General features: G+C 72.9%; 10 protein-coding genes. 5 read left to right on the top strand and 5 right to left on the bottom strand.

Annotation, left to right across the window (positions count from 1 at the left end; genetic code table 11):
- Positions 1-2 precede the first annotated feature (2 nt).
- Positions 3-1,121, bottom strand: a complete 1,119-nt coding sequence (locus TNCT1_RS25830) for an ADP-ribosylglycohydrolase family protein (protein ID WP_143636331.1) — start codon at positions 1,119-1,121, stop codon at positions 3-5.
- Complete coding sequence (locus TNCT1_RS25825; protein WP_143636328.1) at positions 1,118-2,998, bottom strand: ADP-ribosylglycohydrolase family protein; 1,881 nt, start codon at positions 2,996-2,998, stop codon at positions 1,118-1,120. The genes TNCT1_RS25830 and TNCT1_RS25825 overlap by 4 nt, the downstream gene beginning before the upstream one ends.
- A 310-nt stretch (positions 2,999-3,308) precedes the next feature.
- On the opposite strand from TNCT1_RS25825, the gene TNCT1_RS25820 reads away from it, so the two are divergent.
- The 3 genes from TNCT1_RS25820 to TNCT1_RS25810 all read left to right on the top strand — a co-directional run bounded on the left by TNCT1_RS25820 (position 3,309) and on the right by TNCT1_RS25810 (position 10,496).
- The gene (locus TNCT1_RS25820) at positions 3,309-4,040 is read left to right on the top strand and encodes a VIT1/CCC1 transporter family protein (RefSeq protein WP_143636326.1); all 732 of its coding nucleotides are present in this window, start codon (positions 3,309-3,311) and stop codon (positions 4,038-4,040) included.
- A 485-nt stretch (positions 4,041-4,525) separates the two neighbouring features.
- Positions 4,526-9,040 (top strand): glutamate synthase large subunit, encoded by a 4,515-nt coding sequence (gene gltB, locus TNCT1_RS25815; protein ID WP_143636324.1) that lies wholly within the window; start codon positions 4,526-4,528, stop codon positions 9,038-9,040.
- Positions 9,033-10,496: a glutamate synthase subunit beta gene (locus TNCT1_RS25810; protein WP_143636323.1), complete on the top strand. Its 1,464-nt coding sequence runs from the start codon at positions 9,033-9,035 to the stop codon at positions 10,494-10,496. The genes gltB and TNCT1_RS25810 overlap by 8 nt, the downstream gene beginning before the upstream one ends.
- A gap of 144 nt (positions 10,497-10,640) precedes the next feature.
- On the opposite strand, the gene TNCT1_RS25805 is transcribed toward TNCT1_RS25810, so the two are convergent.
- From TNCT1_RS25805 to TNCT1_RS25795, 3 genes are all read right to left on the bottom strand, one after another.
- A complete protein-coding gene (locus TNCT1_RS25805) occupies positions 10,641-11,546 on the bottom strand; it encodes a chitosanase (protein ID WP_143636321.1) in 906 nt (301 codons plus the stop codon).
- A gap of 42 nt (positions 11,547-11,588) precedes the next feature.
- Positions 11,589-12,479, bottom strand: coding sequence for a rhomboid family intramembrane serine protease (locus tag TNCT1_RS25800; protein WP_143636319.1), 891 nt, complete (start codon positions 12,477-12,479; stop codon positions 11,589-11,591).
- A 134-nt stretch (positions 12,480-12,613) separates the two neighbouring features.
- A complete protein-coding gene (locus tag TNCT1_RS25795; RefSeq protein ID WP_143636316.1) occupies positions 12,614-13,501 on the bottom strand; it encodes a hypothetical protein in 888 nt (295 codons plus the stop codon).
- Between the two features lie 141 nt (positions 13,502-13,642).
- Between TNCT1_RS25795 and TNCT1_RS25790 the strand changes: the two genes are divergently transcribed.
- Positions 13,643-13,993, top strand: a complete 351-nt coding sequence (locus tag TNCT1_RS25790) for a chorismate mutase (RefSeq protein ID WP_143636314.1) — start codon at positions 13,643-13,645, stop codon at positions 13,991-13,993.
- 125 nt (positions 13,994-14,118) lie between these two features.
- Positions 14,119-16,599: an aminopeptidase N gene (pepN, locus tag TNCT1_RS25785; protein WP_143636312.1), complete on the top strand. Its 2,481-nt coding sequence runs from the start codon at positions 14,119-14,121 to the stop codon at positions 16,597-16,599.
- Positions 16,600-16,880: the final 281 nt, after the last annotated feature.

The raw sequence follows: 16,880 nt of genomic DNA, 5'->3' as shown, positions 1-16,880 counted from the left end.
AATCATCCTCCTGGTCGGGTCCGGTGCGCGGCTTCCAGCAGCCCGGCGAGTTCCACCAGGTCGGTGCCGGTGAGGCGGGGCAGCGCGCAGCCGGACAGGGTGCGGCAGGCGTCCCGCCAGGCGGCCGGGACGGCCGCGCCGCCGCCCAGGGCCCCGGTGAGCGCGCCCACCAGGGCCGGGGCGGAGTCGGCGACCCGGGACAGACAGGCGGCGGTGGGGACGGCCTCGGCGATCCGGCCGCGGGCGGCGACGGCGAGGGCGAGCGCGACCGGGACGGTCTCGGCGGCGGCGATGCCGTAGCTGTAGACGTGGTCGACGATCTGGTGCTCCAGCAGCGGGACGAGCGCGAAGGCGCCGTCGCTGTCCCGGGCCAGCGTGAGGGCGTGCCGGGCGTTGCGGCCGATCTCCGTCCCCTCGGGAAGCTGGGCGAGCGCGGCCGCGACACAGGTGTCGGTGTCCGTTCCGGTGAGGGCGAGCGAAAGGGCCGCCGCCATCGCGCGGGCGCCGTGCACGCCGTCCCCGTCCTGGGTGTAGCGGGCGTCGAACTCCGCCAGGTCGGCCGCGCGTGCGGGGTCGCCCGGGTGGGCCACGGCCAGCACACAGGCGCGCACGCAGGCCGCGTCGTCGAAGTAGTGCGGGTTGTCGTGGCCGGTGGCGGGCGGGCGCAGACCCGTGGCGAGGTTGCCCAGGCCGGCGCGCACGGAGATACGGGCGCGCAGCGGGAGCACGGCCGACTCGATCTCGGGGGCGCGGTCCGCCGCCGCGGCGACTTCGGCGGCGACGGCGGTCCAGGTGAGGTCGATGGCGGCGCGCATCCGGCGGTCCCGGTCGAGGTCGCCGAGCACGTCGTCGTCACCGGCCCGCAGCACGGCCTCCGCGGCGAACGCCGCCCACTCGGCGTCGTCGGAGGGACCGAGACGCAGGGGTTCGGGGGGCTGGTTGAGGGCGATCGGCACGGGCAGGGTCGTGGTGGCGTTCTGCTCGGCGAACGTGTCCAGCTCACGGGTGAGGCGGCGGGTCCACTCGGGCATGCGGGCCGCCCGGTGCCGCGCCGCGGGCCAGCCGGCGGCGTCCCCGGCGGCGAGCCCCAGCAGCAGCCCTTCGACACGCCGCCCCGTCACGCCGGGCCCTCCCCGTCCTGCTGCCCGGCGTCCCCCGCCCCCACCAGCGGACTCCGCCCCCGTCCCGCCGACCCGGCCGCGATCACGCCGGCCGCCGCCCCGGACCGGCAGGCGGGCGCGCCACTCCGGACGGCCCCGCCCGGCGCCTCGGGCGCGGTTGTGTCCGGGTGGGTGGTCGGCGTGGGTTTTTCGGCTGCTGGGAGGGCTGGGGCCGCTTGCCCGGCCGTTGCGGTCCTGGTCCCGTGTGCTGGGTCCGTTCGGTCGGTCGCGGTCGCCGTGGTGGTGGCCGGTGTCTTCGGTGCGGCGGTCCCCGGGTGGGTGGTCGGGGTGGTGTTCTCGGCAGCAGGGAGGGCTGTGATGACCTCGCCGGCTGCCGGGGCGGTCCCGGTTCCGTGTGCTGTGTCGTTCCGGACGGTCGCCGTGGTGGTGGCTCTTGTCTCCGGGGCCGTGCCTCCCGAGTGGGCGGCCGGGGTGGCCCCCTCGGCCGGGTGGGCTGTGCTCACGGGTCCGGTTACCGGGGCGGTCCCGGTTCCGTGTGCTGTGTCGTTCCGGGTGGTCGCCGTGGTGGTGGCTCCTGTCTCCGGGGCCGTGCTTCCTGAGTGGGCGGCCGGGTGGGCTGTGCTCACCGGTCCGGCTGCCTGGGCGGTCCCGGTTCCATGTGCCGTGCTGGTGCCGGTGGGTGCCGTGGTGCGGGGCGCCGCCTGCCGGGCCGGGGCTGCCGGCAGGGCCGCCGTGGGTTTTCCGGCCGCTTGCGGCGGGGCGTCTCGCAGGGCGGCCGCCGCCGTGTCCCCGGTGCCCTGGGCCGGGGACACCCGGATCACTTCCCGGATCCCGGCCGGCAGGGAGCCGGGCAGGAGCAGGCCCGCGCCCCACTTGCCGCCCTCCTCCGGCACCAGCAGTTCCGCGACGTCCAGTACGTGGTGGCCCGCCATGGAGGGCAGGCAGCGGCCGCGCGCCGGGCCGATGGCGGCCGCCCAGTCGGCCGGGATCGCGCAGATGCCCTGGGTGGCGCCGGACAGGGCGCCGGCGACCGCCGCCGTGGTGTCCGCGTCGCGGCCCATGTTGACCGCCGTGAGGACCGCCGCGCGGAAGTCGCCGTCGGCCGCCGCGTACGCCCCGAAGGCGAGGGCGACCGCCTCCGGGGCCAGGTCGGTCCAGGGATAGCCGCCGATGACCACCGCCGAGCGCACCGCCCGTTCGCCCCGGTGGGCCACGGTCACCGCGCGGCGCAGCGAGCGGGCGGTCCAGGAGTCCTCGGGGACGACGGCGAGCGCGGACGCGATCACCACCGCGGGCGTGGCCCCGGCCATCGCGGCCGCCACGCCCGCCGCGACCGCCTGGCCGCCGTAGATGCCCTCGCCGTCATGGCTGACCGAGCCGTCGATCGCCACCAGCCGGGCCGCCTCGCCGGGGCGCCCGGCGGCGAAGACGCCGAAGGGCGCCGCGCGCATCGCCAGCCCGTCGCTCCAGGCGTGCCGGTGCTGGGCGGAGATCGGCGCGGCCAGGCCGCGGCGGAGGTTCTCCAGCGTGCCGCGCTCACTGAAGCCCGCGCCGCGGAACGGGCCCTCGGCCCGGTCGGCGATCCACTCGTGCCAGGCGCTCTCGACATGGGCCGGGGTGAGCGCCGAGCCGTGCCGGGCCAGCAGCAGCCCCGAGAAGATGGCGTACTCCGTGTCGTCCGTGCCGCACGGCCGCTCGCTCACGTACCCGGTGATACGGCCCCAGCGGGCGCGGATCTCGGAGGGCTTCAGGTTCTCCGCCGGCGCCCCGAGCGCGTCGCCGACGGCCAGGCCGAGCAGCGCGCCGCGGGCCCGTTCGCGCGGCCCCGGGGCGTCACCGGGCGCCGGGGACGGGGGAGTGCAGGCGATCGATGCCATGGTGCGGCCTCTCCTTCCGCAGGGCCACGGGCCGTCCCCGGGGACACGGCCCCCTTCGCGGGCGGGCCGCGCGGACGCCCTTTGCGGATGTCTCCCACGGCGACGCCGCCGACGACCCCGGGACGCCCGCCTGTCACCCGCACGGCATCTGAGCGACCTTGATCACGGATGAGCGTTCAAGGGAGAAGTCGCAGGTAAGCCCAGCCTTTCCTTGCTGGCGCCTTGGAATTCACCGGCGTAGGTTCGGTGTTGTCGAAAAGTAGAACTCATCCAAAGTTAGCTTTGGCTAAGCTTCCTGGGGGACCCCCGCATGGCGATCATCGAGACCGAGGCCGCGCTGCACGAGGCGCACCGCGACAACCACACCCACCGCGACGTCAACGGCGGCTGGCTGCGCCCCGCCGTCTTCGGCGCCATGGACGGCCTGGTCTCCAACCTCGCCCTGCTGACCGGTGTCGCGGGCGGGTCCGTCGGCCACCAGACCATCGTCATCACCGGCCTCGCGGGCCTCGCCGCCGGCGCCTTCTCCATGGCGGCCGGCGAGTACACCTCCGTCGCCTCCCAGCGCGAGCTGGTCGAGGCCGAGCTCGACGTAGAGCGGCGCGAGCTGCGCAAGCACCCGCAGGACGAGGAGGAGGAGCTGGCCGCCCTCTACGCGGCCCGCGGCGTCGAGCCCGAGCTGGCCCGCGAGGTCGCCCGGCAGCTGTCCAAGGACCCCGAGCAGGCCCTGGAGATCCACGCCCGCGAGGAACTCGGCATCGACCCCGGGGACCTGCCGTCGCCGCTGGTCGCCGCGGTGTCGTCCTTCGGGTCGTTCGCGCTGGGCGCCCTGCTCCCCGTACTGCCCTACCTGCTCGGCGCCACCGCCCTGTGGCCCGCCGTGCTCCTCGCGCTCGCCGGGCTGTTCGCCTGCGGCGCGGTCGTGGCCCGGGTGACGGCACGCAGCTGGTGGTACAGCGGCCTGCGGCAGCTCGCGCTGGGCGGCGCGGCGGCCGGTGTGACGTACGCCCTGGGCAGCCTGTTCGGAACGGCCGTAGGATGAGCGAGCCGGAACTTATGCGATGGGCCGTATAAGTAGCCGTTACTCGCTGGTTTCGAACGCTTAACCATCGGGCATGAGCCGTAAGCGCTGTGGGCAACGACGCTCGCGGCGCACTCGCGGGACGAGTGAAGACGCTCGCCCCGCCCCCCAGGGCCGATGGACGCCGATCTGATCGATCTTGTCCGGATGGGTCCCCACACACTTCCGCCGCCCGTGCGCGGCACCCGCCGCGACCCCGCGGCACCCCCTGTCGCGACCTGCGGCGTCCGCATGCTGGAACGGAGTATCCGCTTCCCGGGAACCGCCCCATCATGTAACCTGCACGAAATTTCGCACTCCGCAGAGGGCCAACGTCGTCCCTCGGCACCTGAACATGCCACATGACGACGACGGGAGAGCCGATGCGTACGCCGCGCCAGCCGTCCCAGCATTCCGCGAATGGCCAGAACTGGTCGTTCATGGATGCTCGCCCTGCTGCGCAGGGTATGTACGACCCCCGCAACGAGCGCGACGCCTGTGGCGTCGGTTTCGTGGCCACCCTCACCGGAGAGGCGAGCCACGCGCTGGTCGAGCAGGCGCTGACTGTTCTGCGCAACCTCGAACACCGTGGCGCCACCGGCTCCGAGCCCGACTCCGGCGACGGCGCGGGCATCCTCTCCCAGGTCCCCGACGCCTTCTTCCGCGAGGTGGCCGGTTTCGACCTTCCCGCGGCCGGCTCCTACGCGGTAGGCATCGCCTTCCTGCCGGAGCACGGCACCGAGGACGTCGTCTCACGGATCGAGACGATCGCGGCCGACGAGGACCTCACCGTCCTCGGCTGGCGCGAGGTCCCCGTCGCCCCCGAACTGCTCGGCGCCACCGCCCGGTCCACCATGCCGGTCTTCCGCCAGCTCTTCGTCGCCGCCGGCGACGCCGAGGGCATCGCGCTCGACCGCAAGGCCTTCGTGCTGCGCAAGCGTGCCGAGCGGGAGGCCGGTGTCTACTTCCCGTCCCTCTCCGCCCGCACCATCGTCTACAAGGGCATGCTGACCACCGGCCAGCTCGAGCCCTTCTTCCCGGACCTGTCCGACCGCCGCTTCGCCTCCGCGATCGCGCTCGTGCACTCCCGGTTCTCCACGAACACCTTCCCGTCGTGGCCGCTCGCGCACCCGTACCGCTTCGTCGCGCACAACGGTGAGATCAACACCGTCAAGGGCAACCGCAACTGGATGCGCGCCCGCGAGTCCCAGCTCTTCTCCGAGCTGTTCGGCGGCGACGACAAGGCCATCGAGCGCATCTTCCCGGTGTGCACCCCCGACGCCTCCGACTCGGCGTCCTTCGACGAGGTGCTGGAACTGCTGCACCTGGGCGGCCGCCCGCTGCCCCACTCCGTGCTGATGATGATCCCGGAGGCGTGGGAGAACCACGCCTCCATGGACCCGGCCCGGCGCGCCTTCTACCAGTTCCACTCCACGATGATGGAGCCCTGGGACGGCCCGGCCTGCGTCACCTTCACCGACGGCACCCAGGTCGGCGCCGTGCTCGACCGCAACGGCCTGCGTCCCGGCCGCTACTGGGTCACCGACGACGGCCTCGTCGTCCTCGGCTCCGAGGTCGGCGTCCTCGACATCGACCCGGCCAACGTCGTCCGCAAGGGCCGCCTGCAGCCCGGCCGCATGTTCCTCGTGGACACCGCCGAGCACCGCATCATCGAGGACGACGAGATCAAGGCGTCCCTCGCCGCCGCGCAGCCCTACGCCGACTGGCTCGAGGCCGGCGAGATCGAGCTGGGCGACCTGCCCGAGCGCGAGCACATCGTGCACACCCACGCCTCGGTCACCCGCCGCCAGCAGACCTTCGGCTACACCGAGGAGGAACTGCGCGTCATCCTCGCCCCGATGGCCCGCAGCGCCGCCGAGCCGATCGGCTCCATGGGAACCGACAGCCCCATCGCGGCCCTGTCCGAGCGCCCGCGGCTGCTCTTCGACTACTTCACCCAGCTCTTCGCGCAGGTCACCAACCCGCCGCTGGACGCGATCCGCGAGGAACTGGTCACCTCCCTGCGCAGCTCGCTCGGCCCGCAGGGCAACCTGCTCGACCCGACCGCCGCCTCCTGCCGGTCCGTCGTGCTGCCCTTCCCGGTCATCGACAACGACGAGCTGGCCAAGCTCATCCACATCAACGCCGACGGCGACATGCCCGGCTTCAAGGCCGCGACCCTCTCCGGCCTGTACCGGGTCTCCGGCGGCGGCGACTCCCTCGCCGCCCGCATCGAGGAGATCTGCGCCGAGGCCGACGCCGCCATCGGCAACGGCGCCCGCCTGATCGTCCTGTCCGACCGGCACTCCGACGCCGAGCACGCGCCGATCCCGTCGCTGCTGCTCACCGCGGCCGTCCACCACCACCTCATCCGCACCAAGCAGCGCACCCACGTGGGCCTGCTGGTCGAGGCCGGCGACGTCCGCGAGGTCCACCACGTCGCCCTGCTCATCGGCTACGGCGCCGCCGCCGTCAACCCGTACCTGGCGATGGAGTCGGTCGAGGACCTGGTCCGCGCGGGCACCTTCCTGTCGGACATCGAGGCCGAGCAGGCCATCCGCAACCTGATCTACGCCCTCGGCAAGGGCGTCCTGAAGGTCATGTCCAAGATGGGCATCTCCACCGTCGCCTCCTACCGCGGCGCCCAGGTCTTCGAGGCCGTCGGCCTCGACGACGCCTTCGTGGAGAAGTACTTCAACGGCACCGCCACCAAGATCGGCGGCGTCGGCATCGACGTCATCGCCAAGGAGGTCGCCGCCCGCCACGCCAAGGCCTACCCGGCCTCCGGCATCGCTCCCGCGCACCGCGCGCTGGAGATCGGCGGCGAGTACCAGTGGCGCCGCGAGGGCGAGCCGCACCTGTTCGACCCGGAGACGGTCTTCCGCCTGCAGCACTCCACGCGCTCCGGCCGCTACGACATCTTCAAGAAGTACACCGACCGGGTGAACGAGCAGTCCGAGCGCCTGATGACGCTGCGCGGCCTGTTCGGCTTCACCTCGGACCGGCAGCCGATCTCCGTCGACGAGGTCGAGCCGGTCTCCGAGATCGTCAAGCGCTTCTCCACCGGCGCCATGTCGTACGGCTCCATCTCCAAGGAGGCGCACGAGACCCTCGCCATCGCCATGAACCAGCTCGGCGCCAAGTCCAACACCGGTGAGGGCGGCGAGGACCCGGAGCGCCTGTACGACCCGGCGCGCCGCTCGGCGATCAAGCAGGTCGCCTCCGGCCGGTTCGGCGTGACCTCCGAGTACCTGGTCAACGCCGACGACATCCAGATCAAGATGGCCCAGGGCGCCAAGCCCGGCGAGGGCGGCCAGCTGCCCGGCCACAAGGTCTACCCGTGGGTCGCGAAGACGCGTCACTCGACGCCGGGCGTGGGCCTCATCTCCCCGCCGCCGCACCACGACATCTACTCCATCGAGGACCTCGCCCAGCTCATCCACGACCTGAAGAACGCGAACCCGCAGGCGCGGATCCACGTCAAGCTGGTCTCCGAGGTCGGCGTCGGCACCGTCGCGGCGGGCGTGTCCAAGGCGCACGCGGACGTGGTGCTGATCTCCGGCCACGACGGCGGCACCGGCGCCTCCCCGCTGACCTCGCTCAAGCACGCCGGCGGCCCCTGGGAGCTGGGCCTCGCCGAGACCCAGCAGACCCTGCTGCTCAACGGCTTGCGCGACCGCATCGTCGTGCAGACCGACGGCCAGCTCAAGACCGGCCGCGACGTCGTCATCGCCGCGCTGCTCGGCGCCGAGGAGTTCGGTTTCGCGACCGCGCCGCTCGTCGTCTCCGGCTGCGTCATGATGCGCGTCTGCCACCTGGACACCTGCCCGGTCGGCATCGCCACCCAGAACCCGGTGCTGCGCGAGCGCTTCGCCGGCAAGGCCGAGTACGTGGTGAACTTCTTCCGGTTCATCGCCGAGGAGGTCCGCGAGATCCTCGCCGAGCTGGGCTTCCGCTCCATCGAGGAGGCCGTCGGCCACGCCGAGGCGCTCGACGTCACCCGGGCCGTCGACCACTGGAAGGCGCAGGGCCTGGACCTTGAGCCGCTGTTCCACGTGCCGGAGCTGCCCGAGGGCGCCGTCCGCCACCGGATCGTCGGCCAGGACCACGGCCTGGAGAAGGCCCTGGACAACGAGCTGATCAAGCTCGCCGCCGACGCGCTCGCCGCCTCGGACGCCACCGAGGCACAGCCGGTGCGCGCCCAGGTCGCCATCCGCAACATCAACCGCACGGTCGGCACCATGCTCGGCCACGAGGTGACGAAGAAGTTCGGCGGCGCGGGCCTGCCCGAGGACACCGTCGACATCACCTTCACCGGCTCCGCGGGCCAGTCCTTCGGCGCGTTCCTGCCGCGCGGTGTCACCCTCCGCCTGGAGGGCGACGCCAACGACTACGTCGGCAAGGGCCTGTCCGGCGGCCGGATCATCGTCCGCCCGGACCGCGCGGCCGACCACCTCGCCGAGTACTCGACCATCGCGGGCAACACCATCGGCTACGGCGCCACCGGCGGCGAGCTGTTCCTGCGCGGCCGCACCGGTGAGCGGTTCTGCGTCCGCAACTCCGGCGCCCTGGTCGTCTCCGAGGGCGTGGGCGACCACGGCTGCGAGTACATGACCGGCGGTCACGCGGTCGTCCTCGGCCCGACCGGCCGCAACTTCGCGGCGGGCATGTCCGGCGGCACCGCCTACGTCATCGACCTCGACCGCGACAACGTCAACGCCGGCAACGCCGCGGCGGTCGAGGCGCTGGACGACACGGACAGGCAGTGGCTGCACGACGTCGTGCGCCGCCACGCCGAGGAGACCGGCTCCACGGTCGCCGGGAAGCTGCTCGCCGACTGGGACACGGCCGTGCAGCGATTCAGCAAGATCATCCCCAGCACCTACAAGGCAGTGCTCGCCGCCAAGGACGCCGCCGAGCGAGCCGGTCTCTCCGAGACCGAGATCACCGAGAAGATGATGGAGGCGGCGATCAATGGCTGACCCGAAGGGCTTCCTGAACCACGGCCGCGAGGTCGCCAAGACCCGTCCCGTCGGTGAGCGCGTCAAGGACTGGAACGAGGTCTACGTCCCCGGCTCCCTGCTGCCGATCATCAGCAAGCAGGCCAGCCGGTGCATGGACTGCGGCATCCCGTTCTGCCACAACGGCTGTCCGCTGGGGAACCTGATCCCCGAGTGGAACGACTACGCCTACCGCGAGGACTGGGCGGCCGCCTCCGACCGCCTGCACGCGACCAACAACTTCCCGGAGTTCACCGGCCGCCTCTGCCCCGCCCCCTGCGAGTCGGCGTGCGTGCTCGGCATCAACCAGCCGCCGGTCACCATCAAGAACGTCGAGGTCTCGATCATCGACAAGGCGTGGGAGACCGGGGACGTCGCCCCGCGGATCCCCGAGCGCCTGTCCGGCAAGACCGTCGCCGTCATCGGCTCGGGCCCGGCGGGTCTCGCCGCCGCCCAGCAGCTCACCCGGGCCGGCCACACGGTCGCCGTGTACGAGCGCGCCGACCGCGTCGGCGGACTGCTCCGCTACGGCATCCCCGAGTTCAAGATGGAGAAGCGGCACATCAACCGCCGCATCGAGCAGATGCGCGCGGAGGGCACCCGCTTCCGCACCGGCGTCGAGATCGGCCGCGACCTGAACGCCCGCGACCTCAAGAAGCGCTACGACGCGATCGTCATCGCCGCCGGCTCCACCACCGCCCGCGACCTCCCCGTCCCCGGCCGCGAGCTCAAGGGCATCCACCAGGCGATGGAGTACCTCCCCCTGGCCAACAAGGTCCAGGAGGGCGACTACGTCACCACGCCGATCTCGGCCGAGGGCAAGCACGTCGTCGTCATCGGCGGCGGCGACACCGGCGCGGACTGCGTGGGCACCGCCCACCGCCAGGGCGCGGCCTCCGTCACCCAGCTCGAGATCATGCCCCGCCCGAACGACGAGCGGCACGCGACGAACCAGCCCTGGCCGACCTTCCCGATCCTGTACAAGGTCACCTCGGCGCACGAGGAGGGCGGTGAGCGGATCTACTCCGCCTCCACCACCCACTTCGAGGGCGACGAGGACGGCAACGTCCAGTGGCTGCACCTCGCCGAGGTCGAGTTCGTCGACGGCAGGCTGACCTCGAAGCCGGGCACCGAGCGGAAGATCCCCGCCCAGCTCGTGACCCTCGCGATGGGCTTCACGGGCACCGACCGGGACAACGGCCTGGTCGAGCAGTTCGGCCTGGAGCTGGACGAGCGCGGCAACATCGCCCGCGACGCCGCCTTCCAGACCAACGTGCCGGGCGTGTTCGTCGCCGGCGACGCGGGCCGCGGCCAGTCCCTGATCGTCTGGGCGATCGCCGAGGGCCGCTCGGCCGCCCGCGGCGTGGACCGCTTCCTGACGGGCGCCAGCGACCTGCCGGCCCCGATCCGCCCGACGGACCGCGCGCTGGCGGTCTGACGGGCCCACCGAGAACGCCCCGTACAACGGCGTACGGGCGGGACCTCCGGGGGACACCCCCCGGACCCCCGCGACCGCGCCCGCCCACCTGTCCCCGACCGGACTCCTGGGCGGGCGCCGTCGCATGCGAGGCGGGCCCGCCGGCTACGGCACCCGGTACGTCTCCCCGTACACCTGCCAGGTCAGCGGCGTACGCAGCTCCAGGTTGCCCTCGCGCAGGAACCGCCGCTGGGCGGTGTCGACGCGGGTGGTGTCGATGGCGGAGCTCCTGGACCTCATGGCCTCGCGGCGGACGTCCAGGAACACGCCGAGGTATGCGCGCTCGCTGCCGCCGAGGGACGGGGAGCCGGCCTTCCGCAGAGCACGTTCGCGCAGGCCGTAGAAGCCGTCGCGCCCGGTGCCGGGACCGTGGAAGACCATCGCGTCGTAGTAGACGAACTGCCCCAGCGTGCCCAGCCCGTCGAGCTTGGCGAGGCGGACGGCCGGGTCGAAGTAGACGCGGTCGCGCTCCTCCTCCTGCGCCGCCCGGAACGCGGGGAGCTTCGCCTCCGCCTTCCAGGCCGCGGTGAAACCGGGGTCGAGCCCCTGGTGGGAGCCGGTGCCGTCGACCTTCCGCAGGGCCGGCAGATACGGCGCGAGGCCGTTGCCCGGGTGGGCCCTCGTGTACCGCTCGACCAGGGTGAGCAGGTCGTGCGTGCCGGTGCAGAAACCGATGATGCCGGCGGTGTAGCCCCGCCCGTCGCCGATGTCCTCGATGTAGCCGTAGGAACCGCGCCAGTCGAGCGTGGAGTTCTCCGCGCTCGCCACGATCCGCTGCGCCAGCTCCTTCTCGGCCGGCGCCGCCAGGCCCGGCGGCGCGTCCGCGATGACCTCCTCGTCCCGGGCCCGTTCCGACTCGGCCCGTGACTTGGCGTCCTGACGCTCCCGCACGGCGGAGACCTGCGTGTCCTGCGCGTCCGAGGAGCCGGAGGAGCCGGCGCCCAGGCCGTAGACCACCGCCGCGACGGCGATCGGCGCGGCCGCCAGCAGCAGGATGCCGGTTCGTCTCATGACAGGTTCCGTCTCTTCATGGCAGTCACCGTACGGCCCGGATCAGGCCGCCCCTCCCATGAGCCCCGGCTCCACCGCGAGCGAGGACACCCTGACCGCGATCAGCACCACCAGCAGCACCAGCAGCGCCACGCACGCGCCCGCCTGCACCAGCGCACGCCGCTCCCGGGGCGCGTACGCGTACGCCAGCGTCACCGCCCCGCCGGCCAGCAGCCCGCCGAGGTGCCCCTGCCAGGAGGTCATCCAGGCGGAGACCACCAGCCACACCAGCAGACCCGCCATGTACTGGTTGACCGCCCGCCGGTCGTAGCCGAGGCGGCGGCCCATGACGTAGTACGCGGCGCCCAGACCGAAGATGGCGCCGGACGCGCCGACCGTGCGGGTCTCCGGGGCGACCAGCAGCACCAGCACCGAGCCGCCCAGAGCCGACAGCAGGTACAGGGCGAGGTAGCGGACCCGGCCGAGCTGCGCCTCCACCACCCGGCCGACGTTCCACAGCGCCAGCATGTTGAACAGGATGTGCGTGATGCCGAACGCGCCCTCGGCGGGCGTCAGATGCAGGAACGCTCCGGTCAGCAGCCGGTACCACTCGCCGTGCGCGACCCCCTCGGGCAGATAGCCCGGCGGCGTCGCGCCCAGCATGTCGAACCGGTACTCGACCGAGGGCCGGGCCAGCTCGGCGAGGTAGGCGAGCACGTTCAGCCCGATCAGCACATAGGTGACCACCGGCACCGCGCTGATCCGGCCGCCGAACGCAGTCCGCGCCTGCCGCACCGAGCGCGCCCCCTCCTTCACGCACTCCACGCACTGGTGGCCGACGGCGGCCTCCCGCATGCAGGACGGGCAGATGAAGCGGTCGCAGCGGGTGCAGCGCACGTGCGACTCCACCTTGGGGTGACGGAAGCACGTGGTCACGGCGGACTCGGCGGTCACGGCCGGCTCCTTGGAAGGTCACGGGGACGGGATGAGCCGGTGGGGACGGCGGCGAACAAAATAGCGAACCGCTGTGACGTGGGCGACACCAGGGGGTGATGACCGCCGTCCGGCCGCCCCGCCGGGCCGGCGCCCTACGTGTCGCACTCCAGCACCGTTCTGCACAGTCCGCACCGGGCCCGTACCCGGCCCTTGACCGGCAGCCGGATCCGCTGCAGGCACGTGGGGCAGGGGAACGACACCCGCAGGTGGCCGTCGGGTCCGGGATCGGCGGTGAAGGCGTACCCCGCGGCCGGCCGGCCGCCCGACGCGTGGCGGCGGTCGTGGGCGTAACGGCGCCGCCCCGCCCAGCCGGCCCCGGTCAGCGGCGGCTGCTGTCCGTCCCGCACGGCCAGCTCCCTGCCCCTGACGTACGCCGAGTACGCCTGCGGGCTGGTGAACCACACCGACGGGTCCTCCTGGAACAGCAGCGCCCGCTTGGCGAGGACGTAACCGAACTCCTCCGGGGTGAGATAGCCCAGCTTCTGCGAGGACACCCCGTCCTCGCGGAAGGCGTCCAGCAGCAGCCAGCCCGCGCCCAGGTAGGCCGCCACCGTGTCCGTCAGGATCTCGTTCTCCGCGGTCGTCGGGAACGACAGGTCCAGACGGTGCAGATAGACATGGGTCACCTCGTGGGCGAGCGCCGCGCCGATGTCCCCGCGATGCGTGCGGAAGCGGTCGTTCAGCTCCACGAAGTACTCCGGGCCCGCCGCCAGTTCCACGGTCGCCGCGTGCGTCATCTCCCGGAAACCGACGACCAGCCGCGCGTCCGGCAGCCTGAAGTGCCGCACGATCTCCCGGGCCACCCGCTGCGCGCCCAGATGCAGGTCGTCCGTGTCGCAGAACGCCACGTCCGCCGGGACCACACTGGCCGAGAACGTCCGGACCGTCTCGTACGACAGCCGTCTGTACAGCGCGGTGACGGCCGCCCGCACCGTCTCCAGATGCGGGTAACCGTGCTCGACCGGTCCGCCGTTCGCCACGCGCGACCCCCAAAGACGCCCGGAACCCCCCTCCACTGTAGGCGGGCGCCCGCCCGGCCGCCCCCGCCGGCGCGGCGCGCGGTGCTCGCATGCTGGTCACCGCGTGATCGCGGGGCCGCGCCGCCCTTAGGGTTGACCGCCATGACCATCAGCAACACCGGAACCGGTGACGTCGACCCCGCGGTCCGCCAGGAGCTGGAGCGGCTGCGCGACAGCATCGACAACATCGACGCGGCCGTCGTCCACATGCTCGCCGAGCGCTTCAAGTGCACCCAGCAGGTCGGCCGGCTCAAGGCCGGCCACCAGCTCCCGCCCGCCGACCCGGCCCGCGAGGCCCGGCAGATCGAGCGGCTGCGCCGCCTCGCCGAGAGCGCCAAGCTCGACCCGGCCTTCGCCGAGAAGTTCCTCAACTTCATCATCGCCGAGGTGATCCGGCACCACGAGTCCATCGCCGGGGACACGACCGGCGGACAGACCGCCACGTCCGGCTGACGCCCGCTCCGGCACCCGCGGGCGCGGGCGGCGCGGGCACGGTGGCACGGGGCGCGACACCGGACATATGCCGTGTACCGATCCGCCCCTGTGCGCCGCGGAAGCCATCAGGCAGCATGGCCTGCATGTCCGTCATCACGCGCGACGAAGCGCAGCTCCGAGCACAGCTCCTCGACGTCCACCGCTACACGGTCGAACTCGACCTCACGACCGGGGACGAGACCTTCGACTCCCGCACCGTGATCAGGTTCACCGCGCGGTCCGCCGGGGACACGTTCGTCGAGCTGAAGCCCGCCCGCCTGCGCACCGTCACCCTCGACGGACAGCCCCTCGACCCGCGGACCCTCGACGGCAACCGGCTGCCGCTGCCCGGCCTCACCGCGGGCGAACACGAACTGCGCGTCGACGCCGCCATGCGCTACTCGCGCACCGGCGAGGGCATGCACCGCTTCACCGACCCCAGCGACGGCGAGACCTACGTCTACACGCAGATGTTCCTCGACGACGTCCAGCGCGTCCTCGCCGCCTTCGACCAGCCCGACCTGAAGGCCGTCTTCGAACTCACCGTCACCGCGCCCGAGAACTGGACCGTCCTCGCCAACGGCGTCACCGAGCACCTCGGCCAGGGCCGCTGGCGGGCCGCCCCCACCCCGCCGATCTCCACCTACCTCGTCGCCGTCGCCGCCGGCCCCTGGCACACGCGCCGCACCGAGCACCGCGGCCTGCCCTTCGGCATCCACTGCCGCCGCTCCCTCGCCCCCTACCTCGACGCCGACGCCGACGAGATCCTCGACATCACCCGCGCCTGCTTCGACCGCTACCACGAGAAGTTCGAGGAGCCCTACCCCTTCGACTCCTACGACCAGGCGTTCGTGCCCGAGTTCAACGCCGGCGCCATGGAGAACCCCGGCCTGGTCACCTTCCGCGACGACTTCGTCTTCCGCTCCGCCGTCACCGACACCGAACGCCAGACCCGCGCCATGGTCATCGCCCACGAGATGGCCCACATGTGGTTCGGCGACCTCGTCACCCTCAAGTGGTGGGACGACATCTGGCTCAACGAGTCCTTCGCCGAGTACATGGGCTACCAGACCACCCTGGAGGCCACCCGCTTCACCCAGCCGTGGGTCGAGTTCGGCGTCACCCGCAAGGCCTGGGGCTACGACGCCGACCAGCGCCCCTCCACCCACCCGGTCGCCCCCGAAGCCGTCGACGACACCGCCGCCGCCCTGCTCAACTTCGACGGCATCTCCTACGCCAAGGGCGCCTCCGCCCTGCGCCAGCTCGTCGCCTGGCTCGGCGAGAAGAACTTCCTCGCCGGCATCAACATCCACTTCGAACGGCACCGGTTCGCCAACGCCACCCTCGCCGACTTCATCGACTCCCTCGCCGCTGCCACCGACCGCGACGTGCCCGCCTGGGCCGACGCCTGGCTGCGCACCACCGGGGTCGACACCCTCACCCCGCGCGTCACCGCCGCCGACGGCACCTGCGCCCTCACCGTCGACCGCGCCGGCAGCCGCCCGCACCGGGTCACCGTCGGCCTCTACGACCGCGACCTCACCGACGAGGGCCGCCTCACCCCGCGCGAACAGCTCGGCGTCGACGTCCCGCAGAGCACGCCGCAGCCCATCGGCAAGCGGCCCGCGCTGGTCCTCGTCAACGACGGCGACCTGACCTACGCCAAGATCCGCTTCGACGCCGAGTCCTTCGAAGCGGTCCGCGCCGGCCTGTCCGGACTGCCCGACCCCCTCACCCGCGCCGTGGTCTGGAACGCCCTCAGGGACGCCGTGCGCGACGGCGAACTCCAGCCCGGCGCATACCTCGAGGCGGCCCGCACCCACCTGCCGCTCGAAACCGACCTCGCCCTCGCACAGGGCGTCCTCGCCTTCGCCGCCCACGAGGTCACCGACCGCTACCTGCGCCCCGAGGACCGCCCGGCCGCCCTCGCCACCCTCGGCTCCCTCTGCCGCGACCTGCTGCGCCGCACCGAGGACGGCGACAACCCCGGCCTGCGCCTGGTCGCCGTACGCCACTTCATCGACGTCGCCGCCCACCCCGACACCATCGCCGCCTGGCTCGCCGACGACACGGTCCCCGGCGGACCCGAACTCGACCCCGAGCTGCGCTGGCGCATCCTCGGCCGGCTCGCCGTCCTCGGCGCCACCGACGAGGCCGCGATCGCCGCCGAACTCGAACGCGACCCCTCCGCCAGCGGCCGGGAGGGCGCCGCCACCTGCCGCGCCGCACTGCCCGACCCGGAGGCCAAACGCGCCGCCTGGGACGCCATGTTCGCCACCGACGACCTCTCCAACTACCTCTTCACGGCCACCGCGCGCGGCTTCTGGCAGCCCGAACAGGCAGACCTGGTGAGGGAATACGTGCCCCGCTACTACCAGGACGCCGTCGCGCTCGCCGCCCGCCGCGGCCCCGCCATCGCCTCCGCCGCGGGCCGCTGGGCCTTCCCGTACCACGCGGTCGACGCCGAGAACCTCGCCCTCGGCGAGGCCTGCCTGCGCGACGCGGAACCCGTCGCCGCCCTGCACCGCCGACTCGTCGACGAACTCGACGACCTGGCCCGCGCCCTGCGCGTCCGCGGCGAGTAACACCCGGCCCACGGCACGGCGGACGGCACGCTGACCCCGCTCACCCAGGCAGCGGGCGCGGCGTGCCGTCCGCGGTGGATCCCGCGGCACCGGCGGACCGGTCACCGTCCGCCCGCCGTTGAACCGCCGAGCGCCCGCGACTTGGCCCGCTGTTGAACCGTCGAGTACCCGCGACTTGGCCCGCCGTTGAACCGTCGAGTACGCGCGACTGCGCCCGCCCGCCGTTGAACCGTCGAGTACCCGCGACTTGGCCCGCCGTTCAACCGTCGAGTACGCGCGAC

The organism is Streptomyces sp. 1-11, from assembly GCF_007176755.1.
Classification (GTDB): Bacteria; Actinomycetota; Actinomycetes; order Streptomycetales; family Streptomycetaceae; genus Streptomyces.
Note: the sequence above shows the minus strand (reverse complement) of the source record. Positions and strands in the feature narration are given on the sequence as shown.

What these genes read in the sequence shown, in the direction of transcription:
- pepN (WP_143636312.1), top strand. Translation starts at nt 14,119, where the DNA reads ATGTCCGTCATCACGCGCGACGAAGCGCAGCTCCGAGCACAGCTCCTC.
- gltB (WP_143636324.1), top strand. Translation starts at nt 4,526, where the DNA reads ATGTACGACCCCCGCAACGAGCGCGACGCCTGTGGCGTCGGTTTCGTG.
- TNCT1_RS25820 (WP_143636326.1), top strand. Translation starts at nt 3,309, where the DNA reads ATGGCGATCATCGAGACCGAGGCCGCGCTGCACGAGGCGCACCGCGAC.
- TNCT1_RS25790 (WP_143636314.1), top strand. Translation starts at nt 13,643, where the DNA reads ATGACCATCAGCAACACCGGAACCGGTGACGTCGACCCCGCGGTCCGC.
- TNCT1_RS25810 (WP_143636323.1), top strand. Translation starts at nt 9,033, where the DNA reads ATGGCTGACCCGAAGGGCTTCCTGAACCACGGCCGCGAGGTCGCCAAG.
- TNCT1_RS25825 (WP_143636328.1), bottom strand. Translation starts at nt 2,998, where the DNA reads ATGGCATCGATCGCCTGCACTCCCCCGTCCCCGGCGCCCGGTGACGCC.
- TNCT1_RS25805 (WP_143636321.1), bottom strand. Translation starts at nt 11,546, where the DNA reads ATGAGACGAACCGGCATCCTGCTGCTGGCGGCCGCGCCGATCGCCGTC.